This window comes from Phycisphaerales bacterium (assembly GCA_016716475.1).
Classification (GTDB): Bacteria; Planctomycetota; Phycisphaerae; order UBA1845; family Fen-1342; genus JADJWG01.
In genome coordinates this window covers 943485-967964 of sequence record JADJWG010000001.1, presented here as the reverse complement: position 1 = coordinate 967964, position 24480 = coordinate 943485, and the positions used below count along the sequence as shown (strand labels likewise).

General features: G+C 64.4%; 15 protein-coding genes and 1 pseudogene. 2 read left to right on the top strand and 14 right to left on the bottom strand.

Annotated elements, in window-relative coordinates; all coding sequences use genetic code 11:
• Window positions 1-355 precede the first annotated feature (355 nt).
• The 11 genes and pseudogenes from IPM18_03985 to IPM18_03935 all read right to left on the bottom strand — a co-directional run bounded on the left by IPM18_03985 (window position 356) and on the right by IPM18_03935 (window position 13860).
• Window positions 356-1655, bottom strand: a pseudogene (locus tag IPM18_03985) (tyrosine--tRNA ligase).
• Window positions 1656-1829: 174 nt separating this feature from the next.
• On the bottom strand, window positions 1830-2306 hold the full coding sequence (locus tag IPM18_03980; protein ID MBK9118748.1) for a hypothetical protein: 477 nt from the start codon (window positions 2304-2306) through the stop codon (window positions 1830-1832).
• A 339-nt stretch (window positions 2307-2645) separates the two neighbouring features.
• The gene (locus tag IPM18_03975; protein MBK9118747.1) at window positions 2646-3071 is read right to left on the bottom strand and encodes a response regulator; all 426 of its coding nucleotides are present in this window, start codon (window positions 3069-3071) and stop codon (window positions 2646-2648) included.
• Window positions 3072-3074: 3 nt separating this feature from the next.
• Window positions 3075-3935 (bottom strand): HDOD domain-containing protein, encoded by an 861-nt coding sequence (locus IPM18_03970; protein ID MBK9118746.1) that lies wholly within the window; start codon window positions 3933-3935, stop codon window positions 3075-3077.
• Complete coding sequence (locus IPM18_03965) at window positions 3932-4411, bottom strand: chemotaxis protein CheD (GenBank protein MBK9118745.1); 480 nt, start codon at window positions 4409-4411, stop codon at window positions 3932-3934. Before IPM18_03965 ends, IPM18_03970 begins: the two co-directional genes overlap by 4 nt.
• Before the next feature lie 325 nt (window positions 4412-4736).
• Window positions 4737-5255: a purine-binding chemotaxis protein CheW gene (locus tag IPM18_03960; protein ID MBK9118744.1), complete on the bottom strand. Its 519-nt coding sequence runs from the start codon at window positions 5253-5255 to the stop codon at window positions 4737-4739.
• A 15-nt stretch (window positions 5256-5270) separates the two neighbouring features.
• The gene (locus IPM18_03955) at window positions 5271-7655 is read right to left on the bottom strand and encodes a chemotaxis protein CheW (GenBank protein MBK9118743.1); all 2385 of its coding nucleotides are present in this window, start codon (window positions 7653-7655) and stop codon (window positions 5271-5273) included.
• Between the two features lie 324 nt (window positions 7656-7979).
• On the bottom strand, window positions 7980-8789 hold the full coding sequence (locus IPM18_03950; protein MBK9118742.1) for a hypothetical protein: 810 nt from the start codon (window positions 8787-8789) through the stop codon (window positions 7980-7982).
• A gap of 152 nt (window positions 8790-8941) precedes the next feature.
• On the bottom strand, window positions 8942-9541 hold the full coding sequence (locus tag IPM18_03945) for a PEP-CTERM sorting domain-containing protein (protein ID MBK9118741.1): 600 nt from the start codon (window positions 9539-9541) through the stop codon (window positions 8942-8944).
• A 115-nt stretch (window positions 9542-9656) separates the two neighbouring features.
• Window positions 9657-10379, bottom strand: coding sequence for a prepilin-type N-terminal cleavage/methylation domain-containing protein (locus IPM18_03940; protein MBK9118740.1), 723 nt, complete (start codon window positions 10377-10379; stop codon window positions 9657-9659).
• 238 nt (window positions 10380-10617) lie between these two features.
• Window positions 10618-13860, bottom strand: a complete 3243-nt coding sequence (locus tag IPM18_03935; protein ID MBK9118739.1) for a hypothetical protein — start codon at window positions 13858-13860, stop codon at window positions 10618-10620.
• Between the two features lie 701 nt (window positions 13861-14561).
• Here IPM18_03935 and IPM18_03930 point away from each other — a divergent pair.
• Together IPM18_03930 and IPM18_03925 are read left to right on the top strand one after the other, a co-directional pair.
• The gene (locus tag IPM18_03930) at window positions 14562-15065 is read left to right on the top strand and encodes a J domain-containing protein (GenBank protein MBK9118738.1); all 504 of its coding nucleotides are present in this window, start codon (window positions 14562-14564) and stop codon (window positions 15063-15065) included.
• Window positions 15066-15347: 282 nt separating this feature from the next.
• The gene (locus tag IPM18_03925; GenBank protein MBK9118737.1) at window positions 15348-16571 is read left to right on the top strand and encodes a hypothetical protein; all 1224 of its coding nucleotides are present in this window, start codon (window positions 15348-15350) and stop codon (window positions 16569-16571) included.
• Here IPM18_03925 and IPM18_03920 read toward each other — a convergent pair.
• From IPM18_03920 to rpoC, 3 genes are all read right to left on the bottom strand, one after another.
• Entirely contained in the window at window positions 16558-18795 is a 2238-nt protein-coding gene (locus IPM18_03920) for a glycoside hydrolase family 65 protein (GenBank protein ID MBK9118736.1), read from the bottom strand. The two genes, IPM18_03925 and IPM18_03920, sit on opposite strands and share 14 nt — an antisense overlap.
• Window positions 18796-18841: 46 nt before the next feature.
• Window positions 18842-19840, bottom strand: a complete 999-nt coding sequence (locus tag IPM18_03915; protein MBK9118735.1) for an AAA family ATPase — start codon at window positions 19838-19840, stop codon at window positions 18842-18844.
• Between the two features lie 203 nt (window positions 19841-20043).
• A complete protein-coding gene (rpoC, locus tag IPM18_03910) occupies window positions 20044-24444 on the bottom strand; it encodes a DNA-directed RNA polymerase subunit beta' (GenBank protein MBK9118734.1) in 4401 nt (1466 codons plus the stop codon).
• Window positions 24445-24480: the final 36 nt, after the last annotated feature.

Sequence of the window (24480 nt, the reverse complement as noted above, 5' to 3'; positions counted from 1 at the left end):
CGTCGAGGTCCGGGCGTGGTCCGGAACGGTCGCGCGGATAGGTCTTGCGATAGACCGCGGTGGCGCCGCAATGTTCGGCGAGCCAAGTGCAGGCCGCGGGTCTCGGGCTCTGATAGCGTCAAATGGCCTTCGTGGAGCTGTGCGACCAGGACCGGGCCGAAACGTTCGACCACCAGGCCGGGCAAGCCATCACCGGCCCCATGGAGCAGGCGGCAGGTGGTGTCAGTTGTCGCGCGCAGCAACGTGGCGCGCCTGGCGAGCGCGGCGGCGAGCAACGGTGCAAAAGCATCGGGGCGGGCGCGCCGTGGTGTGGAAGGGCGCGTCGTATGATCCGGATTCGTGCGCTTTCGGGGGCTCATGCGTCCGCGATGCGCAGCACGTGGAAGTGCTTTCGGCCTTTGCGCAGGATGATGAAGCCGCCGGGCAGCAGATCTTCGGTTGTCAGTACACGGCCGGAGTCGCGGACCGGGATGTTATTGATCGAGATCGACCCGTTGGGCAGGTCCTTGCGGGCCTGTCCGCGCGAGGGGTAGAGCGCGATCTCCGGTTGGGCGACCACGACGACAACAGCGGCCTCCGGTGTGCCGAGCAGGTGGCGCGGCAGGGGTGCTGGTCGGAGCGCCATGAAATGCCTCGGCGAGTTCCTGTGCAGAGAGCTGGCCGTAGTCGGCATCCTTGTCGAACAGCACGCTGGTCGCCCGCTGGGCGCGCTGCAGGGCAGCCGGTCCGTGCAGCAGCCGCGTGACTTCCACGGCGAGGAGGCGCTGGGCGGCGCGGGACTCGGGAGACTGCCGGACCGCGGCTGCGGCTGCGGCGATCTCGTCGACCGGAAGGAACGTGAAGTAGTTGAGGTACCGCACGACATCACGATCGTCGGTGTTAAGCCAGAACTGGTAGAACTGGTATGGGCTCGTGCGCGCGGGGTCGAGCCAGACATTACCCTCCTCGGACTTGCCGAACTTTTTGCCATCGGCGCGGGTCACGAGTGGCATCGTGACACCATAGGCCTCGACACCGCGCATGCGACGGATGAGATCGGTTCCGGAGACGATGTTGCCCCACTGGTCACTGCCACCAAGCTGGAGCCGGCAGCCGAAGCGGTCGTGCAGGGCCAGGTAGTCGTAGGCCTGGAGCAGGACATAGCTGAATTCGGTGTAGGAGATGCCGTGGTCGCGGGTTTCGAGCCGCATACGGATCGAATCGCGGACGATCATCTGGTTGACGGAAAAGTGCTTGCCGATATCGCGAAGAAAGTCGAGCAGCCGGACCTCTCCCAGCCAGTCTCCGTTATCGACGACAATCGCGCCGTTCGCGCCGGTGTCCAGCACGTGCTCGACCTGCCGACGGATGCCGGCCAGGTTACGGGCGAGCTGCGCGCCAGAGAGCAGAGCGCGTTCGTCCTCTTTCCCGCTGGGATCGCCGATCAGACCGGTGCCGCCACCGACGAGGGCGATGGGGCGGTGCCCGGCGAGCTGAAATCGGCGGAGGGTGAGCAGCGGAACGAGACTGCCGACGTGCAGACTGTCAGCCGTGGGATCGAACCCCGCATAGGCCGTTGTCGGCGGGGTGCGGAGCAACTCGGCCACCGTAGGTGCGGAGACTTGGTGAACCAGCCCGCGCTGCTCGAGATCTTGGAGAAAGTCAGTGGTGCTCATGCTGGGGATTCTACCCGGGAACGGGGCGTCGGAAATGGAACCTGGTAACGGACCGGCTACCCCGGTACGACGCGCCGGTGTGCCGCGCCACCGGGCAACGCACCGCGCGCAACGGCTTTGGAGGATGCCAAGCCAGGCAGCGCGCGGTGCGTGCAGCGGGAGAGCGGGTCAGGCCTAGCGGAGGCGGAACTTGCCTCGGGAGACCTTGATGACATTCTTCATCTCGGTGAGGGCAATGCCGACGCTCTTGGCGAGTGTCTTGTTCTTGGTGGCGTAGCCGCTGGCCATGACGCCATCGGCGATGTCCTTCACGGATTGCACACCGCCGGTTGACAGCACATCCGCGATGTGGGCCTTCAGCGAGCCGGAACGGTAGGCTTTAGAAGCAGCGGAGCCGGTTTGAACGGAGCGCGGCGCGCGACCTACAGCCGCCGCTGTTACCGCCGGCCGGTTGCCGAAGCTCCGCAACATGCTCTCGATCTGGAGAATCTGCGCGTCGAGACTGCCGCGCTGGCCGAGCAATTCGCGGTGGGCCGCTTGGAGGTATGTCGCGGCGACGCTCGCCGCGGGGGCTGCAGGTGCAGCGGCGGTGACCACGCGTAACTTGGGCCCCCTGGGCTTGACTGTTCGGGTGGCACGCTTCTTTGCCATATGGTCTGCTCCAATCTGTAGTGTGGGAATCCTGTCTTGTCGACGACCGCATGACCCAGTCGACAACACTGCTGGTATCTTGACGCGCCGGCGGGTCATGCGTCAAGCGCAGTAAAGAAGTTTTCTAGAGACAATCCCCATACCCCGTTCCATCGGGGTAGAAGTCGTCGGAGAAGGGTTAGTCAGAGGATGCTCGTCTCACTCCCCAACCCTCGCGGCTGGGGAGGGGAGGTTGGGGAGCGCGATTGACTGCAAGAGGAGCGTGGCAGTCTGGACAGACGGGTGGAATGTCTACCCCTCGGTTTCGCGTGTGGCGGTGGTCGCAGTGTGCATCCTGCGTCAGAAGGCGTCGTCACTCTGCTCCGGGGTGGTGGCGGGGGTGGTTTGTGCGGCCGGCAGCAGTGGCGCGAGAACGTCGCGCAGTTGTTCCGGCTTGAAGGGCTTGCGCACAAATCCGCGGGCACCGGCAGCCAGCAGGTCCGCAATGCGGGCGCTGCTGCCTTCGGTGGAAGCGATAATCACGGGGATCGAACAGAGGCGCGGATCGTCATGGATGCGCTGCAGGAGGCGGATGCCGTTCATCACGGGCATGTTGATATCGAGCAGGAGCACGTCGATGGTGTGCTCGTGCATGCGGGCGAGCGCCTCGATGCCGTTGCCGGCTTCGTAGACGGCACCGATGTCCAGACCACACATGCCCAACGTGCGCTTGATCATCCCGCGCATCGTTCCGGAGTCATCTACGATTAAAACGTTGGCTGCCATGTTTCAGCCCTGCTTTCTGCCAAAGAGCGCCTGCACCGAACGAAGCTCGGCAATGGCTTCGGCGCCTACGGATTCGAGGTCCGCCTGGGTCAGCGCGCAGCGTGCCAGGACCTGCGGATCAGTTCGGTACGCCAGACCATCGTCCCCGGTGCCCACGCCCAGCAACAGGCAAACCGTGTCGGCCAGGTGAATCATGTCGACCAGCTCCCGGGCCGCGGGGGCCCCCGCCGGTTCGTGGTGGTAGCGAATGCAGTGTTGCAGGGCTGCGGGCAGGCACCAGCGTTCGGCCAGGCGCGCGCCAACCTCGGCATGCGTGAAGCCCAGCACCTGCTGCTCGGCTTCCGAGAAGGAGGCCTCGTAGGCCGCGACTCGCTCGGCGATGCGGGCGTACTCGACGCTGACGAACTCGTTGAGGATGACCTTGCCGATGTCGTGCAGCAGTCCAGCCGTGAAGAGCAGCCCGGCCTGCGGGACGGTGCAGCGCCGCGCCAGGAGCTGGGCGGCCACCGCGACGGCGACCGAGTGGTCCCACAGGGCGCCCGCGGGCAGTCCATAGCCGCTTTGCGGTTGTTGCAAGAGGGTGCGGGCGTGTGCCGCCATGACAAGCTGGAACACCCGCACGGTGCCGAGCAGGCAGACGGCATCGTCGAGGGACTCAACGCTTCGCGCCAACCCATAGTAGGCCGAATTGCACAGGCGCAGCACTTCCGTAGTGAGGGACTGGTCGTAACGGATCGCGTCGACGATCTCCCGGAGGGAGCTGTCCGGATCACTGACGACGGCGATCAGCCGCTGCACCGTATCCGGCAGGCGTGGCAGTGCGTCCACGCGCGCGACGACCTGATCCAGCAGAGCCACGTTCACAGGGGCACCTCCTGGTTGCGTGACTTGAGCGTGAGGACGCCCGTGGCCAGCTGAAGTTTAAGCGTGCGGCTCAGATTGCCGCCGACGTCTTCCGCGTTGATCATGACCCCGTTCTTCCAGAAGATCTTGCGGAGGGCAAGATAGTTACGTTTCCCGATATTGAAGGTGCCGTTGTCGTCCAGAAGCTGCGAGCCGCCGGCGACTTTGACTACCAGCCGGCTCTTGACGGCACCCAGCTCGTAGGCGGCGCGGAACAGTCGCGGCACGCCGGTATCGCAGAACATGGCCGGGCTGCTGCGGGCTTTTTCGGGTGAGAGCTGCGAATCCGGCAGCATGTAATGGAGCATGCCGCCGACGTGTGCGACCGGATCCCAGATCGCGAGCCCGATACAACTGCCCAGCGAGTAGGTGATGATCGTCGCGTTCGGATCGGCCGAGACGGCGTAGTCCGCGATGTCGACGACGATGTTGCTCATGTCGCTGTGCGACTCCTGGCCCGATCCGGACAGATCGGACCTGCTCCCAACTTCGTATCGACGCCAATGACTCGTGTCACGAATTGGCGCCCTGCCCCGACCAGTCTGCGGGCCTTGCCGACATGTTCCGTGCGCGCCCCTGCATGACCGATCCCCGTGTCCGGCGTTGTTCGTGTGGTGCTGCGCGGACCGGTGCTCGTCATCCCGAGGCGCACGCCGTGCTGCGCGGCTCGCCTTGTGAGGGACATGCCCGTCGGTGGCACGCGCGGAGGCGTGCCGCCGGTTCCGCGGAAGACCGAGTACACAAGTGGGCTGCGCTGCGGGCCTACAACGTGACCTCTTCTGCGCTGTCGATCTGTTCGAGCGCCGCGGTCAGGTCGTCGGAACCCAGCACGCGGTCGATGTCCAGCAGGATCTTCACATCGTCCTTCACCTTGCCCATACCGAGGATGAAGGTGGTGTCGACGGTCGCGCCGAGCGGGGGCGGCGGATCGATCTGGCTGGACTGGATGTCGAGCACTTCCTGCACGGTATCGACGATCACGCCCACGAGGGTGCCACAGTCGACCACCACGATGCAGGTCTGCTCGGTGTACTCGGCCGGCTCAAGCCCGAACTTCAGCCGCAGGTCGATGACCGGAATCACCTTGCCGCGCAGATTGATGACACCCTTCACGAAGCAGGGCATCTGCGGCATGGACGTGATGTCCATGATGCCAATGATCTCGCGTACCTTGAGAATCTCAAGGCCATACTCTTCCGAAGCCAGGCAGAAAGTCAGGTATTTTCCGCCGCGTGCTGTAGTGCGCGTGCCCGCTACGGGTGCGGTCTGAATCGCGGTCATCCGGATGCTCTCCACTTACGCGGGAACCAGCTCGGCCGGGCGTTCTGCCCGACTGTTCGGCGACGGCGTCCCGGCGGCGTCGCCCGAGTTCGTATCATGCGATGAGAATGGTGCGGCGGCCGGCGGTTCCGCTGGCGCCCACAGGCCCGAACGGGCTCCCTCGTTGTGCAGCGCCAGGATGCCGGTGGGCTCGAGGATGATGCCCACGCGACCGTCCCCCAGAATGGCTGCGCCGGAGACGCCGCGCACGCGCTTGAAGCGCTCACCCAGAGTCTTGATCACAACCTGCTGCTGGCCGATCAGCTCATCGACCACGAGAGCGACCTTGTATCCCTCGCACCACACGATCACGGCGAGGTGCTCGGACGGGTCGATGGGAGGGGTCTGGTGGAACAGCGCGCCGAGCTGCACAATCGGGATCAGTTCACCGCGCACTTGCAGGAGGGCGCCGCGCCGTTGCACGGTCGAGACTTGCTGTGGCGCGGGTTTGAGCGACTGCTCAATCAGGATGGTTGGTATGATCATCCGTTCCGAACCCACACGTACAAGCATGCCGTCGATGATGGCGAGGGTCAGCGGCAACCGGATGCGGAATGTGCTACCGGTGCCGAGTTGCGAATGGATTTCGATCTTGCCGCGCAGCTTGTCAATGTTGCGCTTCACGACGTCCATGCCGACGCCGCGGCCGGAGATGTCGGTCACTTTCTCCGCGGTGGAGAAGCCGGGCTGCAGGATCAGGGCGAAGGCCTGCTGGTCGGAGAGCTGGTCGTCGGAGGAAACGAGACCGCGCTCGATACCCTTGGCGATGAGCTTCTGTGGATCGAGGCCACGTCCGTCGTCACGCACCTCGATCACGATGCTATCACCCTGGTGGTATGCGTTCAGGGTGACCTGGCCGGTGGTGGATTTTCCGGCCGCGACACGACCTTCGGTGTTTTCGAGGCCGTGGTCGACCGCGTTGCGCACCATGTGGACGAGCGGGTCGGAGATCTGCTGGATGACGGTCTTGTCGAGCTCGGTTTCTTCGCCGTTGATGATGAGTTCGACGGACTTGCCGGCCTTGCGGGCCACATCGCGCACCAGCCGCCGCATTTTCTGGAAAGTGTGACCGATGGGCACCATGCGCATGGCCATGGCGGTTTCCTGCACGTCGCGCACGATCTTCGTGACCTGGGCGACATTTCGGTGCAGGCGTTCGCTGCCGAGTTGGGCCTCGACCAGGCCGACCATCGACTGTGCAATGACCAGCTCGCCGACGGCATCCACGAGCAGGTCGAGCTTGCGGGTGTCAACGCGGATGGAGTTGTCGATCAGGGCCTGATCGGCGCCTTGCTTCGCAGCGGTCTGTTGGGCGGTATCGGTGCTGCCCGCTGAGCGTTCGGACGGGGTGGACACCACGGGAGTGATCGGGGCGGTCTGTGGAGGTGCACTCGTGGATACGGTGGCCGTGGGTGGGCCGCCCGGACGCGTGGCGAGCCGCAGCCGCTGGATCAGCGCGGCGATCTCCGGTTGTGGGCACGTGGTACCGGTGGGGGCCGCCATGTAGGCGCGAATCTCGCGGAGTTGCACCTTGAGGGCATCCACGCCGGCGAATATCAAGTCCACAATGGGCTGTGTGATCTGCAGCTCGCTGCGGCGACCCAAATCGAGCAGGGTCTCGAGCTCGTGAGTGAGTCGGTTGATATCACGCAGGTTCAGGAAGCCGGCAATGCCCTTGATCGTGTGAAACGGGCGAAAGAGTTCGTTGATGCGTGTCGTATTGCCGGGGTCGCTTTCAAGATCGAGCAGCCCCGCCTCGATTGCTTCCATGTGCTCCACGGACTCTTCGAGGAAGCCGTCCACGTGCTCGCGTTCCTGCAAGTCGATCAGGAGTGGCTCGGCGACGTAGGGTTCGGGGTCCTGTTGGTTCGTTGGCGCGGGCACTTCGGCGACCGGGGTCTGTGCCTCGGCTAAAGTGGCTGGGGGAGGGCTGTGTACTACCACATCGGTGGGTAACGGAGGTACGGGAGGTTCTGCAAGGTCTGCAGTCGGCACGGGCAAGTCGAGAGCCGGTGTTCCGTCTCCGATCGCGGCTGTGATGCGTACGTGCAGGGCGCCGCAGTCCACGGGATCGTTCGCGAACAGGCGCGTCAACGCGGCGCAGACCTCCGGGACAACCATGAGACCAAGAGCCGGATCCGCGGCCTCATCGAGGATGATGCGCTCGAGCAGGTTGACGAGTTGCTCGGTGAGTCCGGTAACGGAAGGCGGACGCGCGTCGGGCGCCTCTTCACGGAGCGTCTCGAGAATCGTCTGGCCGAGGGTGTGCATCCGGGCGAGACGACCCAGGTCATTGCGATCGAGCGGCGTGGTGAGAGCCACTCCCAGTTCGTTCAATGCGTGATCGATCGAGCTGTTCATGCGGTGTTTGCCGTCCGGCCGGACGTTCCAGTCGCCTGCGGACCCAAACTTGACCCGCTGGTCGATTCGGAGTGGCGTCCTGGCCCGTCACGGTGCCAGATTCCTGAGATCCGATGCCGCCGGCGCAACACGCGGGGTGCGCCGAAGGAGCCGGGCCGATCGCAGGTCGGCGCGGTCCTCTTTGGCGGATATCGAACCGTTCACGCAGCAGGTTGAGGAGTGGGCTGAAGCGTGTGGGCGGTGCGAAAGCTGCGTGTTCAATCGGTCCGATAAGCGGTGTGGGCAAGCGGCAGGTCCGGTGAACCCTTGTTGTGCAGCGGAGAATCAGAGTCCGCTGTACAGAACTTGAAACTCGGCGACGTCATGCAGATCGACATCGAGGTCGATGTCGAAGTCGAATGCATTGGCACAGTACACCTCGCACGAGGTCACTGCGGGGTCGTGTGGGGCAGGAAACGCATCCGGGTGGCCAAGGCAGACACACAGCGCGTGAAAGTCTGCGGCCAGGACAGCCCCGTCGCCGGTGAAATCGCCGGTCGGCAGAATCGGTCCGGCCGGTGGGTGCAGGCCCGGTCCCCAGGGGACGTTAGTGAAGTTGAAGGTGAAGTCGCGTGTCGGTGCGTAGCCGGTGCTGCCCTTGTCGAGCAGGCGGAAGGTGATGCGCCAGACGCACTGCTGCGGGTTGAATGCCGGATCAAGACTGTTGATGTGGAAGGTGTTGTGAACGTGCAGGTTGGGGCCACCGAGGCGGGTTTCCTGGCCGGGCTGGCTGATGATCTGGAAGTTGCCGTCAATCATGCGGAAGGCCGGATCCCCTTGAATCCAGCGCAGCCAGATGTTGGCGCCGGGCTGCAACGGCCAGATGTCGTTTCCCGGTACCGGGCTGACCACGGCATCAAAACCGGGGTCGTTGTTGCTCCAGCCGAAGAGCAGCGGACCGCCAGCGGGCAGCAGGTTCTGGTAAGTTCTTTCCGGCAACAGCCCGAAAGGGCTGAGGGTCAGCGTGCCATCGGCCGTGCGCCCGATCCACATGTCGCCCGCATGCTGCGCGAAGGCGAGTGTAGTGGAGCCAAGCAGGATCGCGGCGACGACGAGTCGCACCTCATGCGGAGCGGGCCTTGCGTAGCAGGTCATTTCGAAACCTCCTTCATTCGGGCTCCCCTGCCGATGGCAGATCGTAGTGCATTCGCGGATCCATCGGCGTGTGCGTCTGCTCAGACCGTGGTCCGGTGCGGGGGTCGGGTCTGGAGCAAGTCCCCCACGGTGTGCGTGTCGACGTCCGACTTCTAGCGACGGCGAATCAACCCGGCGGCCAGGGCCAGCAACAACAGTGAAGTGGGCTCAGGAACGAAGGCCAGGGCATACTCGGGTGATGCGAGCAGTCCCGTCGTGCCAAGGTCCAGCAGCCGGAACGAAAAACCGTAGGCATTCAGCTCCGGATTCACACCGGGCACTGAGCTGTCGATATGCCAGTCGAGGTGCGCGTGCAGGTTGTTGCCACCGAGTGTGAAGGTGTCACCGGCGAGAAGCAGACCGGCCAGTCCCGGTTTCCAGATCTTGAAGCCGGTGTCGACCGAGAGGATCTCGATCGCGATAAGCGCACCATCCGGGAGGGTGTAGAAGTCCTCGTCCGGTTCGTCGGCGTCGAGCGACTCAAAGCCCGGCTCGTCGCCTGCCCAGCCCTGGAGCAAGCCATTGATCGCCGGGAGCGGCATGTTGGTACCGAAGTCGTCGTACTCGACCGCGAGATGGCGTGGGCCACCGGCGATGCCGAAGTCCGTCCAGCCGATGAAGACGTCGCCCTCGTGTGGGTCAGCGAAGGACGGAACGGCGAGTGCAAGCATCGCTGCGGTGCTCATGATGAGCGCGTACTTACCAAGGGTCATACTAACTTCTCCTTCCGGTGCTGGTTCTTCCGAACCGCTAAGCGCTGTTACGGGGTGAGCCAGTGTTCGCCCGGACAGCCCGGGCGACGTCCTTTAGTTTGTGTCAATCGACGCGCTACCGCGCGAGCTCCGGGTCGTACTTGTTCTGCAGGAACTGCGGCGGAAAGCCACCGTACGGATCAATCTGGTACGTCTGCGCGAACGTATGCGGCGCGACGTGTCCATCCATGAAGCTGTAGTTGGCGCGCCGCTGGTGCCGCTCCGTGAACACCTCCTGCCGTGCGAGCACCTCGGGGTTCGACCACCAGGTCTCAGGATGAACGTGATCCGAGGCGGCGTACGGGCCTTCCTCCACCAGTTCCACCATCAGAATCGTCGTCGCCGGTGCGCGAAACTGCGACAAGCGGTTGTAGGGGCCGCGATTGCCGATTGCGGAAACCGTGTAGTAGTTCGTACCGAAGCTTGCCCGGCGCAACTGCTCCGTGCCGGCCAGCGGCTGATTCCAATGGGGGCTGCGATCACTTGGGCAACGCGCTACAAGCTCATTGCCGTACTCGGTTCGCAACTGGTTGATCCACGCGGCTTGCTCGTCTACGGAACCGCCGTGGGCGAGCCCGGCCGAGACCAGGTAGCCCTTGTGGCCGTCAGAATACATCTGCACTGCGGCCGCCAAGCTTCGCAGGTTGCTCATGCACACGGCTGCCTGGGTGACTCGCCGGGCGCGGCCGAGCGCGGGCAACAGGATCGACATCAACAAGGCCAGAATCGCCACCACGACCAGAAGCTCGATGAGCGTAAAGCCCCAGCGACGGTGACTATGTCTGGTCGAACACGACATTCCCGGGTCCATCTTAGGGGTGCAGTCGAGACGGTATTACCTAGTAACACCGTAATTGTATCACTAAGTAATACAGTGTCAACGCCTTTCGGGCTTCGTTACAGGAATGAAATATGGATGGGTTGGGTGGAAGTGGCGGAGGGGGGCAGCGCACCGTAGAGATACTACGGCCCTTATTCGAGCACCGGCGCTGGCACAGTTACAGCGCCGGTGCTCGTAGCGGGGATCAGCACGCTGCTCAGGGTTGCGTCACGCAGGGCGCCGGGCTCGCCTTGATGGCCGCGATAAAGCCGGAGATGTCCTCGAAACTGACGACGCCGTTACCGGTGAAGTCCCCATTCTCATAAGCGCAGACGCCATTGACGGGGTCGAATACCCAGGCGTCTGGATTGGCGGTTTTGATTGCTGCGATGAAGAGCGAGATGTCGCCGAAGTCGACGAGCGTGTCGCAGTTCATGTCGCCGGGGCAGAAATGGCTCGGCGGGAGCGGGTCGGGACCGGCAGAGAAGTTCTGCGCGACTTCGGCAGCCGAGAGGGCGCGGTCGTAGACAGCCAACAGGCGGTACTCGCCGCGCCACGGGTAAAGGCCGTTCGGCTCACGGCCGAGCGTGAGGCGGTAGCTTGTCGCCCAGGAGGAGAAGGTCCCGGCGAGCATGCTATCGTCGGCCGTCACGCGCGTGCCATTCACATAGAGATGAGCGGCGCCGGCGGCATCACGAGTGAAGACGACATGCTGAAGGCCGAGGGCCACCGTTTCCGGCTGCGAGGCAATTACGGCCCCCGCGCTGCCGGTTTGTGATGTTCGAACGCGGGCAGCAAACTGGCTGATTCCGTCCGCGTTGAGCGTTCCCTGTCCTAGGGTGAGATTGCGGAACGCGCTGGTGGGAGAGGTCATGGTTGCGATGACCGCCGGGCCGAAGAGATCGGTGGCCTCGACGACGACCCAGGATTCCATGGTCACGGCGTTTGTGACGCGGCAGGCGTCGATGATCTTGGTTGCGTTCACACTCGATTGTACGGTCGTCGGCGCGAGCAGCCGGAGTCCGCTGAGGGTCCACTGCGCGGAGGCCGGATCGAGAACCGTGAGCGGGAGGGCGACGCCGACGCCGGAAGAATCCTCGGCGAAGGTGCCGCTGCCTTCGTCAAAATCGTAGCGTACGAGCAGCCCGGTCTCGACGCGCGGCGTGTTGGAGAAGCCCAGGTTCACCTGCGTGTTGGGTACGATCTCCTTGCCGTCGCAGTCGAGGATGGCGTTGAGCGTCAGCGTGTAAGCCGTCTGGGGGAGCAGCGGCGCGGTCGTCAGTGTCACGATTTGGGGGCTGGTCTGTTCCGCAGCGTGAATGGCCGTCGGCGGGTCGAGTGCGTAGTGTGCGAGCTGCGTCGCGGACGCGGTGTCAACACAGGAAGTAAAGAGGATGCGCACCGTGGTGCGCGCAGCCACATGGACCTGCTGGACGCGCGGGTCGGCGCAGGCGTCACCCAGGCCGTCGTTGTTCCAGTCGGCTTGGTCGGGGTTGTAGACCAGGGGGCAGTTATCCACGCTGTCGATGAAGCCGTCACCATCGGTGTCGGGATTCAGCGGGTCGGTCCCGTAGATCAGCACTTCTTCGCCGTCGGTCCAGCCGTCCCCATCGGTGTCCGGATTGAGGGGATCGGTGCCAAAGGTCAGGACTTCCTGGCCGTCCAGCAGTCCGTCGTCGTCGGTGTCCTGTAACAGCGGGTGTGTGCGGTTCCGCAGTTCCTGCAGGTTGTTGAGGCCGTCCACGTCGGGGTCATCCAGGGGATCCTGTCCGGTCGCCTGGAAGTAAAACATTTCCCAGTCGTCGGGCAGGCCGTTGCCGTCGCCGTCGTTGCTGAGTCCGGGCAGTACGAAGGTGTAGTAAGCATCCTGAGTATGGCCCTTGAAGTATTCGATATTGAAATCACTCGCCTCGACGAAGCGGTACCAGACCTGCTTGCCATGTGCGGTGGTGTTCTGCTCGATGCGCAGGATCATCACGCTGTTCGCGAGGCCGTAGGTGTGGCTGATGTTAGGGCCGCCGGTGAATGGATTGCGGCCGAGATTGACCCAGCCGTTCTCGTCAGCGAAGTAGGGGCCAGCATCGGGGATATCGTCAAAGATTTTGCCGTACCAGACGGGTTGGCCGGTGGCACGATAGATGGTGACCTGGATATTCACCCGTGGCCAGTTGTTCGAGTCGGTAAATTGAAAGCGATTGTTCTGCGGGAGTTCCTGCAGGTACTCGCCGATGTTGCAGGGCGAGTTCATGTTGCCACAGCGGGCGCGATCCTGGCCGATGCGCTCGAGCATGGCGGCTTCGTAGGGTGACCACACGAAACCCCAGGGGCCGGTCATCACGCCGCCGCTCTGGTTGTAGTAGAGGGCGTTCCACGCGAGGTACGGCATGTAAGCGGTACCGGCGATGAGTTGCCCGTTCTCGCGAATCTGCACCGCGCCGTCATGGACGTCGAAACCGTAGGAATCGATGAGGTAGCGCGCGTGGCCGAGCTCATGTATCAGACTCGTCTCGATGAAGAACGGGTTGCCGACGACCAGCGACGTGTGATCCGAATAGAAAGTGCTGGTGGCGGGGTCATACTTCACGAAGCCCCACATGAGGTCGATCGTCTTGTCGAGGCGCTCCGGGTTGTTGGTCGCCAGGCCGCCGTTCAGGGGTAACATGCCATCCGGTACGACGATGATGCGGTCAGTACGCACGCGGGTGGAGATGCCGTTGGGTGTGATGTCGGGATAAATGGCGGTCTGGTAGAGCTCATTCTGCTTGGCCATGTGGGCTTGGATCCAGTCTTCCCAGGAATTGCGGCCCTGGCCGGGGAGCTTGTGCTGGTTCAGGTGGAAGTAGCGCCAAGTGGTTTCTTCGACATAGAAACCGCCGAGAATGGCATCGGTGTAATCACGGATGCGGTTGTTCTTCTCGCTCTTCTCAGGGATCAGGTTCTGCGGGTCGACGACCAGTTCGACGGTTTGGCGGCCCGCCTGCCAGGTCCAGGGCAGGCGCACGAGGCGCAGGCCAGTGGATGGGGCGAGCACCGTCAAAGGGTTGTTGGGGTTCGGGTCGAGGGCCAGCGGGTTCTTGGGCCAGTTGGCGGCGTTGGCGATGGCCGGTTTGCTGGCAGGGTTGGGATAGCCGCTGTAGTCAAAGTTGAAGGGTGGGCGGAGCGGCTCGAAGTCGGTGATGACGCCGGTGGCGACGACCTGTCCATTCACGCGCCACTCGTAGGCGACCTCCGGGAGAACCGGTGAGGTCTCGTCGCCCCAGTGGCGGATGTAGCCATGCCAGACCACCGCGTCGCCGGGGGCGGGGCGATTCTTGGCGGCGTCGTAATTGTACTTGGGAGTGAGCTCGATCTGGGTGACGTTGAGGTCCACTTCCGTTGCGTGGACGCCCGTCGCGGCTGCAAGCATGAGGAGCAAGGGAAGATTACGGGTAATGCAGCAGAGGCGGGCGAGGGACGGCATGTACAACTCCTCCCACAGGCAGGGGCATGAAGCGTTTCACGGCACGCTTCGATCCGAACATTGTATCGCCCGGATGATGCAGCCCATACTGAAATCCGGATTTTTCGATCCGATGAACGATCAAGCGAAGGGAAGTCTGCGGTCAGTGTGAAGGGCGCATAAAAAAAGCCCGAGTGGGGGGCCGACAGGCCGGGGGGGAAACCTGTGCGTGCCGCGCGCCACTCGGACAAGAGAAAGTGTACCCAACAATGTTCCCATTGCAAGCGCTTCAATGAAGATTATTACAATCTTCCGTCGTGGTAATCATGGGTGTCAGTGCTATGGGTGCCTTCCAATAAAGTCCTATAATATAAATCATATAGTCGTTCATTGCAGGCATGACACGCTTCATCTTATCGCCGCACCGCAGCGGACACAGGAGCGCGTTCGGGCTGTGCAGGAGTCTCTCGCCCCGTCCTACGGCTGAGGCCGTCTGGCCAGTGTATGGCCTGCAGATTCGCGCCGTCTTTCGGGCTATTTGCGGCTCGGTTGGGCCACCCCGCAAGCCCGTGACCATCACCACGACCACGCCGAGGTCCAGCATGCAGTTGGGCGAGTGTCGATGCGGTGGTGGAACCCGATCACGGCCTCAACCGCAGATGTGCTACACTTGAGCTCCACCAAGCGTACTGCGCGGACCCTGAAGCGAGAGGCACGGGGTATTGAAGCGGCCGATTGAAGACTGTTTCCGTTTACTGGGGCTGACACCGGCAGCGAATCCGGTGCAGGTGCGGTCTGCGTTTCGCGGGCTCATTCACGCACTGCACCCGGATCGCAGCAACGGTGCGTTTGACCGTCGGCGATTCGTGGAGGTGATCGAAGCGTACCGAACGCTGCGGACCGTGCTGGCGCTGGATTGGGGGGCAGAATTGCGTGAGTGTCCCCGCTGCGGCCGTTTGGCCGACCTGCTCGACGGGCTGGATGGAATGCCCGGGTGTGAGGAGTGTCTTTTGGGCGAGACACGCCGGCGTCGACTGCTGCCACTACCGCAGTGCGTAACCGTGCGACACGCTGGAGCAATCGGGCTGTATGTCGGTAGCGCCGCCTTGGCCGGCCACTTTCTCTTTACGGGACAATTGCAGAGTGCGGTCAGCAGTCTGCTGCTGGCGGTGGGTGGGCTGGGCATGCTGGCTGCCACGTGTGTGGCCGTGCGGCGCCTGCACTGAAGCAGATGGGTGTAGGCAGAGCGGCCTGGTGCACTAAGGCTCGGAAGCGGGTATCCGTTATGGGTACCCGCGGGGTCGCAGCGCCGTTGCGGAAGTACATAACGACCGGATTGCGTTGGGGCAGGTCCGCTACATCATGCCAGGGGCGGTCGGGCGCTGCTGCGTACGGTCTGTCCGATGAGGGCGGGGCCATCGCGCGGGTCATGGGTTAGCGCCGTGGTGCCGCGCGGTGCTGGGGTGGGTCGCGTACAATCCGCGGGACTCCACGAACACAGGTGCCGAGTGCAATTGCAGATAGATGACGAGTACGATCGGTTGGAAGCCGTTCTCGTGCATCGCCCGGGTGCGGAGATCCAGCGCCTGCACCACGAGAACATGCGGCGTTTCCTCTTTGAGGACGTGCCATACTTGCGGCGGATGCAGGACGAGCACGATGCGTTCGTCGACCGCATGCGCGCAGAGGGGATCGAGGTGCTGTACCTCGGAGACCTGTTGCGCGCGGTGCTGGAGGATGAAAAAGTACGCGCTGCCGTCGTCGCGCAGGTCACCGCCCAAGCCGGGGTGCCGGCGATTGCGGAGGACCTCATCACGCTGCGAACCTGGGATCTCGATGCCCTGGTCGAGATGCTGTTCGCGGGGCTGACGGCCGAGGAGTACCACGCCGCGACCGGACGGCGCATTGCGCGCGGCGGTGGAGATGCGCACTTTCTACTGGAGCCGATTCCGAATGCGTACTTCGCGCGGGATCCGGCGGTGGTGGTGCGCAATGCGGCGATCTCCAGCAAGATGCACTACCCGCAAAGGATTCGCGAAACACTGCTGGCGCGGGCCGTGCTCGAGCAGCACCCCGTCTTTTCCGGCAATGAGATTCTGTTCGGTCGGAGCGATGCCCCGCACGAGGATCGGCCGTACACGCTTGAGGGTGGGGATGTGATCATGTTGTCGTCGGAAGCCCTGCTGGTCGGGGCGAGCGAGCGGACGCGCAGCGAGACGATCGAACTGCTGGCGGGCAAGTACTTTCGTGCGGGCAAGCTCAAGCGGGTGTACGAGATTCCGATCCCGACGGAACGCGCGTTCATGCACCTCGATACGGTCTTCACAATCGTGGATCGCGGGGTGGTGCTGTGGTTCGGCCCGGTGATCGCACATCTCAGCTACATCCACCGGTATGAAGCAGCGCCGGAACGGCCGTCCGGCGCGCGGCGCTTGCCCGAGGAACGACCGTTTGCGGAACTGCTGCGCGACGAATTCGGGATGGAATTGACGATTATCGAGACGGCGGGGGGCAGTCGGCACTTTGCCGCGCGGGAGCAGCGGGCGGATGGTGCGAATGCCTTCGCAATCGCACCGCGGACGACGATCGTGTACGAGCGGAACGAGTTCACGATTGCCGCACTCGAAGCCCACGGGGTGCGGTGCATCGGGATCGATGACTCAGAGTTGGTGCGGGGCCTGGGTGGCCCGCGCTGCATGACGATGCCGCTGCGGCGCGTCAGCGCCCACTGAGCGGCGCAAGCAGCCGTCCCCGGACGGGGCGCCGCGCCGTCAGACGCTGCCGCTTTCCGAACGACGCCACGGTCAGCGGGGGACCAGCGGCGCGCAGGGCCAGCGTGAAACCCGTCGGTGCAAGGTCGAGCAGCAACTGGCGGCCGCGGTACTGAAAGGGGATGCGCAGACGCTGCCAGCCGGTGGGGAGGAACGGTTCGACGACGAGGTAACCGTCCTCCAACCGCACACCACCGAAGCCGCAGAGCACGGCGCACAGGGTTCCGCCAAGTGCGGCGCCGTGCAGCCCGCGACCGCTGTCGCCGCGGCGGTTCTCCAGATCGACCCGGGCGGCCTCGCGGAAGTAACGCAGTGCCGTGTCGGGCAAGCCGAGCTGTGCGGCAAGGGCGGCGTGTGTGCCGGCGGAAAGCGACGAGTTGTGCTGCGTGCGCGGGACGTAGTAATCCCAGTTCGTTAACAGGTCCCGGCGGCTGTATCGGCCGCGGAGCAGGTACAGCAGCATCAGCACGTCGGCCTGTTTGACCACCTGCACCCGGGCGCTCTGAGCGAGGCGCGGGAAACGTTCGAGGGCGGTCTGCGGATCAACACAGCGCAGCTCCTCGAAGCCGTCGAACTGTCGAATCCAGCCGGTACGGGAGGCGCGCGGCGTATACATCCGCCGCGCCACGCGCCGCATCAGGGCCAGCTCTTTCGGTGTAACGGCGAGACGCTTGCAGGCGTCGAGGTGCTCCCGTGGGTGGTCGCGCCGCAGCGTGCTGAGCACGCTGAGCGCGCGCGCGAGTGTCCAGGACGCCAGCGTATTGATGTAGGCCGAGTTGTTCACGCGCTCGTGGCATTCGTCGGGGCCACAGACGTCGTGAATCTCAAAACGGTTATGGGTGGGGACCCAGGTGCTGCGGCTGATCCAGAAGCGTGCCGTTTCGAACAGCACATCAAGTCCCTTGGTGGCGAGCCAGGCCATGTCACCCGTGGCGAGGTAGTCCTCCCAGACGGCGTAGGCCGCAGCGCAGGTGGCGTGAATCTCGTACTTCCAGCAGGTAATCGGCATGCGCCGGCCATCGGCGCGCAACCAGAACCGGGGGGTCACCTCACGGCCGTCGTCGGCGCTCTCCCACGGATACCAGGCCCCACGGTAGCCGTGCGCGGCGGCGTTGGCCTGTGCCCCGGCGAGCGTCTCCCAGCGGTAATTCGTGAGCCGACGACCCAGCTCGGGGCGCAGCAGGAGCAGGGCCGGCGTCATGAAGAGGTCCGTATCCCAGAAGACATGGCCGCGATAACCCTCGGGACAGAGTGGCTTTGCACCGAGCGAGACGCGGTCGTCGTCACGCGGGGCATGGGCGAGGAGCTGCGCGGTGACGAAGTGCAGGGCGCGGGCATCGTCGGCCGGACCGTCCAGCTCGATGGCCGCATCCTGCCAGAGACCCGCCCAGGCCGCCACGTGGGCGCGACGCAGTGCCGTGTAGCCGCGCCGGTTGGTCCGTGCGGCGACCTCGGCGGCCGTGCAGTCTCGTGAGGTCGCGGCGGTGATCAGCTTCTCGATGCGCAGGGACTGGCCCGGCTTGAGTCGGGCGAGAGCGGCCCAGGAGACTTGTGCGGCTTCGCAGCGTGGCGGCCCCAGGTTGCATCCGGTGGCCTGCAGTGTTGCGTGTAGAGCGAGCTGGTACTCGCTGGTACGTGTGCGGGAGGTCAACAGGACGCCGTGGTCGGCGCGCCGCGCGCCCATCGCATCGACGAGGATCGCGCCGCGTGTCAGGACCGCGGATGCGACGGTCGCGCGGAGCCGCAAGTCGGTGGTGCCGGCCAGGCAGGTGACGCAGTACTGTTGGGCTGCGCAACGGCGGTCGGCGAGACTACAGAAGTGCTCGGTTTCCACGCGGAGCACGAGCCCCGGTTGTGGTGTCCAGAGCAGGCAGCGCCGGACCAGGCCGCGTTGCAGATCGAAGGTGCGGGAGTAATCCATCACATCGCGGCCGCGCGGCGAGAGCAGTCGCCGGCCGGCCCGCAGGTCGAGGGCGAGCCAGTGGCCGGCGGTCACAAGCGTACGGAAGCCATGCGCGTCGTCGGTAAACAGGCCGGCGATAGTCAGGCCGGGCAGACCCGCAGTTTCTTCGGGGTGCGTGCCGCGCGTGGCGAGGTAGCCATTTGAAGTGGTAAACAGGGTGGCTTCGTGGGCGGCATCGTCCGCAGGTGCGTGGTGAACGAGTTCCCAGGTAGTGGGGGGCACGGTGGAACCCTCGGAATGCGTTGCGGTGGTCCGGTGAAGCGTCGCGTTACGGCACGGGGACGTGGTCGAGGACGAACCGTACGACGTCGTCGCTGGTCTTTTCCTCGGCTTCGGCCTCGTAGCTGATGATCACGCGGTGGCGCAGTACGTCGGAGGCAATGTCCTTGACATCCTGGGGCGTGACGTAGCCGCGGCCGGCGAGGAAGGCCATGGCCCGCGCGCCACGCGCGAGGTAGATCGTCGCGCGCGGTGAGGCCCCGTACGCGATCCAGGCCGCGATCGGCAGGCGGAATTCCTCCGGGCGGCGGGTGGCATGCACCAGGGCAACGATGTAATCCTTGACCTTGTCGTCGGTGTAGATGTCGTCGAGTACCCGGCGGGCATCGAGCAACTGCTCCGGACTCAGAATTGGCGCGACTTGTGGGCGGCCGCGCTGCGGACCCATGCGGTCGAGAATCGCGCGTTCTTCGGTTTGCGTCGGGTAATCAACGCGCAGTTTGAGCATGAAGCGGTCAACCTGGGCTTCGGGCAGGGGGTAGGTGCCTTCCTGTTCGATCGGATTCTGCGTGGCGAGCACGAGGAAAGGTACGGGCAGGGTGAACGTCTCGTCACCGATGGTGACTTGCCGTTCCTGCATGGCTTCCAGGAGAGCGCTCTGCACTTTTGCGGGCGCGCGGTTAATTTCGTCTGCCAGGACCAGGTTGGCGAAGATCGGCCCCTGTTTCACAGTGAAGCGGCCGTCGGCCGGCTGGAAGACCTGGGTACCGATGATGTCGGCCGGGAGCAGGTCGGGGGTGAACTGGAGCCGGCGGAAGGTGGTGCGGATGGCCTGGGCGAGCGTGGCGACCGCCGTTGTCTTGGCCAGGCCGGGCACCCCTTCGAGCAGGATGTGCCCATCGGCCAGCAGGCCGACCAGCAGTTTCCGCAGTAGATCCTCCTGCCCCACGATCACGCGACGCAGTTCGACCAGCAGGCGGTCGAAGGGTTCGAAGTGCTGCCGCACCAGTTCCCCCACCTGTTGGACCGTGCTGTGTGGTTCGGCCATTGCGACGATCTCCTCGCAGCCGCGGCTACCCATGTTCCGGCGCGCCTCCGGGAGGCGGCACCGTGCGGCATGAGTGGGCGAACGTACCCGCTGCGACGGCAAAATCAACCTGGTGGAAGGGTAAAAGCAGAGCGACCCGCCCCGGGGGTGGGACGGGTCGCCCTGCTGCCATTCGAACCGGCGGGCGCTGGCGAGTGCGTGGCTCAGGTGCCGGGTGTGGTCAGGGGCGACTCGGGCTGTGAGTGCGCGAGGGGCTCATGGAACGGATTGAGCCCGGCTGGCAGCGTAGCGGCGTCGGACAGACTGCGCGGTGCGAGCGCTTCTGGAATCGGCTGTTCGGCGTAGCGCAGCACGAGGTCCTGGTAGCCCTTGAAACCGGTGCCGGCGGGCACAAGCCGCCCGAGGATGACGTTCTCCTTGAGACCGACGAGCCGGTCTTCCTGGCCGGCCAGCGAGGCCTGCGTCAACACCTTGGTGGTTTCCTGGAACGAGGCGGCCGAGATGAACGACTCGCTTTGCAGACTGGCCTTGGTGATGCCGAGCAGCAACGTCTTGGCGCTGGCGGGCTTGGGCTTGCGACCCTTCGCGGGCATGCCGCCTTCGGCTTCGACCTGCTCGTTTTTAAGCGTGAACTCCTCCTTGCTGACAACCTGGTTCACCTGGAAGTCGGTGTCACCGGGTTCGACAACCTTGACGCTCTTCGCAAGCCGCAGGTTCTCGTCGCGGAAACGGAACTTGTCGATCACCTCGTTGGGGAGAAAGCGCGAGTCGCCCTCACCCTCGATCTTCACCTTGCGGATCATCTGACCGAGGATGATCTCGACGTGCTTGTCGTTGATCGTCACGTTCTGCTGGCGGTAGACGCTCTGCACTTCCTTCAGCAGGTAGCGCTGCAGATCTTCTTCGCCGTTGATCCGCAGGATGTCGTGCGGAATGAGCGGTCCCTCGATCAGGGGCTGTCCGGCTTCGACCTTGTCGCCCGCGTGTACCAGGAGCTGCTTGTCCTGGGGCACGTGGTGCTCGCGTTCGAGACCGCCTTCGGACTTGACGATGATGGTCATCTTGCCGCGGCGGCGGTCGGCCTGTAGCGAGACCTCGCCGGAGATTTCGGCCATGACGGCCGGTTCCTTCGGTTTGCGGGCTTCGAAGATCTCGGTGACGCGGGGCAGACCGCCGGTGATGTCCTGGGTACCGGAGATTTCCCGCGGCTGGCGGGCGAGCATGGTGCCCGGCTGAACGCCGTCGCCTTCCTTCACCTCGATGTAGGCCTTGGCCGGCAGGTGGTGGAAGTCGAGGATTTCGCCGTTGGAGTCCTCGATGATGATGCGGGGGTGCTTGTCACCCTTGTGCTCGATGACGATCCACTTCGAGCCCTCGCGACCCTCCTTCTCGAGTCGGACGGTTTCACCCTCGATGATGTCCTGGAAGCGGACGAAGCCGGCCTTCTCGGCGAGCATGGGGGTCAGGTGCGCATCCCACTCGACGACGACGCTGCGGGCGGGGACGTGGGCCCCATCCGGCACGAGCAGGGCGGCGCCGTAGGGCACCTTGTAGCGCTCGAGCTCGCGGCCCTTGTCGTCGTGCAGCACGATTTCGCCGTTGCGCTTCAGCACCCGGAAGATCGTGCGGTCGGCCTCGGCATCGCGCATCTCGACCGCATTGAGCCCGACGTAGTGCACCGTACCGGGTTGGATGGTGGCGATCTTGTTTTCGACCACGGCGCGGCTGGCGACGCCACCGGTATGGAACGTCCGCATGGTGAGCTGCGTACCGGGCTCACCGATCGACTGAGCTCCGATGATGCCGACCGCCAGGCCCTCCTCGACGAGGTGGCCGGTGGAGAGGTCCGCCCCGTAGCAGCGGGCGCAGATGCCGAGCCGGCTCTCGCAGGTCAGCGGGCTGCGGACACGCACGGTTTCAAGTCCGAGGCCGCCATCCTCCGGCTTGGCCTCCAGCTTGCGGGCGATGTCCGGGGTAACGAGCTCGTTCTCGCGGACGATGATCTCGTCGGTGCGTGGATCGCGAATGGTATCGCGCGCGACGCGGCCGGCGATGAGCTCGGACAGCTTCACGTCGACTTCCTCGCCGCGATAGATCGTGCTCTTGGTGATGCCTTCGATCGTGTGGCAGTCGAGCTCGTTGATGATCACGTTCTGGGCGACGTCGGCGAGCTTGCGGGTGAGGTAGCCGGAGTCGGCTGTTTTGAGAGCGGTGTCGGCCAGACCCTTGCGGGCCCCGTGGGTGGAGCTGAAGTACTCGAGTACGGTGAGGCCTTCGCGGAAGTTGGCCTTGATGGGGGCCTCAATGATTTCGCCGGACGGCTTGGCCATCAGGGCCCGCATCCCGGCGAGCTGCCGGATCTGGTCGACCGAGCCACGGGCGCCCGAGTCGGTCATCAGGTAGATCGGATTGAGGTAAGGCGTCCCCTTGCTGTAGTCGCGGGGCGCTTCGGCGGGCTTGATCTCATTGCCGTCGTAATCGCGCCAGTCGCGCTTGAGGGTTTCCATCATCTCCTGGGTGATCAGCTCGCGGGCGTGGACCCAGATGTCGATGAGCTGATTGTGACGCTCCATGGGGGTAATGACGCCGTTCTGGAAGTTCTTTTCGACGCGGGCGACGACCTTCTGGGCCCGGTCGAGGATCTTCTGCTTGCCGTCGGGGATGCGCAGGTCGGTCAGGCCGAACGACAGCCCGGCCAGCGTGCTCTGCTTGAAACCCAGATCCTTGATGCGGTCGAGCAGATCAATGGTGGCGGCTCGGCCGAGCTGGGCGTGGCAGTCGGCGATGACGCGCGAGATGCCCTTGCCGAGGGCGTAATTGTAGAAGGGCATCGCCGGGCCGAGGATATCGTTGAAAATGCAGCGCCCGGCAGTTGTGCGGATCACGCCGCCGGTGGGGACGGGTTCGGGCTGCATGTCGCGGCCTGCGACCATGTGCGTGCGCGTGATCCGGACGCGGATCGGCGTGTGCGGCCCGATCTGGCGCAGGGTGAGCGCCAGCATGGCCTCCTCCGGATTGGCGAAGGCCCGTTCCTGCCCCTTGTCACGCTCGCCAGGTTCGCCGGCGTGCTCGACCGTCAGGTAGTAAATACCCATGACCATGTCCTGCGAGGCCGACATGATCGGTGAGCCGTTGGCGGGGCTGAAGATGTTGTTGGTGCTCATCATCAGCACGTGCGCCTCGGCCTGGGCTTCGATCGAGAGCGGCAGATGCACCGCCATCTGATCGCCGTCGAAGTCGGCGTTGAAGCCGCGACAGACGAGCGGGTGGATGCGGATGGCGTTGCCCTCGACCAACACCGGCTCGAACGCCTGGATGCCCATGCGGTGCAGGGTCGGCGCACGATTGAGCAGCACGGGATGCTGGTAGATCACCTCTTCGAGGATGTCCCAGATCTGCTGCTCGCGGCGCTCGAGCATTTTCTTGGCGCTCTTGATGGTGTCCGCCAGGCCGCGCTCCCGCAGCTTGCGGATGATGAAGGGCTGGTAGAGCTCCAGGGCAATCTTCTTCGGCAGGCCGCACTGGTGCAGCTTCAACTCGGGGCCGACTACGACCACGCTGCGGGCGGAGTAGTCGACGCGCTTGCCGAGCAGGTTCTCGCGGAAGCGGCCCTGCTTGCCCTTGATCATGTCGGTGAGCGACTTGAGCGGACGGCTGCTCGACCCCAGCACGGGGCGGCGGCAGCGGCCGTTGTCGAAGAGCGCATCGACGGCCTGTTGCAGCATCCGCTTCTCGTTGCGGACGATGACTTCGGGGGCGTTCAGGTCGATCAGTTTCTTGAGCCGGTTGTTGCGGTTGATGATGCGGCGGTAGAGGTCGTTCAGGTCGCTGCTGGCGAAGTTCCCGCTGTCGAGCAGGACCAGTGGCCGCAGGTCCGGCGGAATCACGGGGATGACCTCGAGCACCATCCAGGCGGCGTCGTTGTTGCTCTGCCGAATGGCCTCGACCAGCTTCAGCCGCTGGGAAAGCTCCTTGATCTTCTGCTTGCTGTTGGTCTTGCGCAGGGCGTCCAGGAGGTCCGTGGAGGTTTGGGAGAGGTTGAGCTGACCCAGCAACTCGCGTACGGCCTCGGCGCCCATCAGCGCGCGGAAGCCCGTGTCGCCGTACTCCTCGATCGCCCGGCGGTACTCCTCCTCGGTGAGGAGCTGCTTGGCCTCCAGCTTGGAAGCGCCGGGATCGACCACCACGTAGTCCTGGAAGTAGATGATCTTTTCCAGGTCGCTGGTCTTCATGTCGAGCAGCGTGCCCAGCCGGCTGGGCATGGCCTTGAAGAACCAGATGTGCAGGACCGGCGCGGCCAGGTTGATGTGGCCCATGCGCTTGCGGCGTACGCGACTGTGGGTGACTTTCACGCCGCAGCGGTCGCAGATGATGCCCTTGTGCTTGACGCCCTTGTACTTGCCGCAGAAGCATTCCCAGTCGCGCTCGGGGCCGAAGATCCGCTCGCAAAACAGGCCGTCTTTCTCGGCCCGATAGGTGCGGTAGTTAATCGTCTCCGGCTTCTTGACTTCGCCGAAGGACCACGCCCGAATGTCGTTCGGCGACGCCAGCGAAATGCGCACTGCGGTGAAGTCGTTGATCCGATCGTAGACGGTACCGGACATAGGCGCTGCTTACCTCTAGGGGTTCGGGCCGCCGCG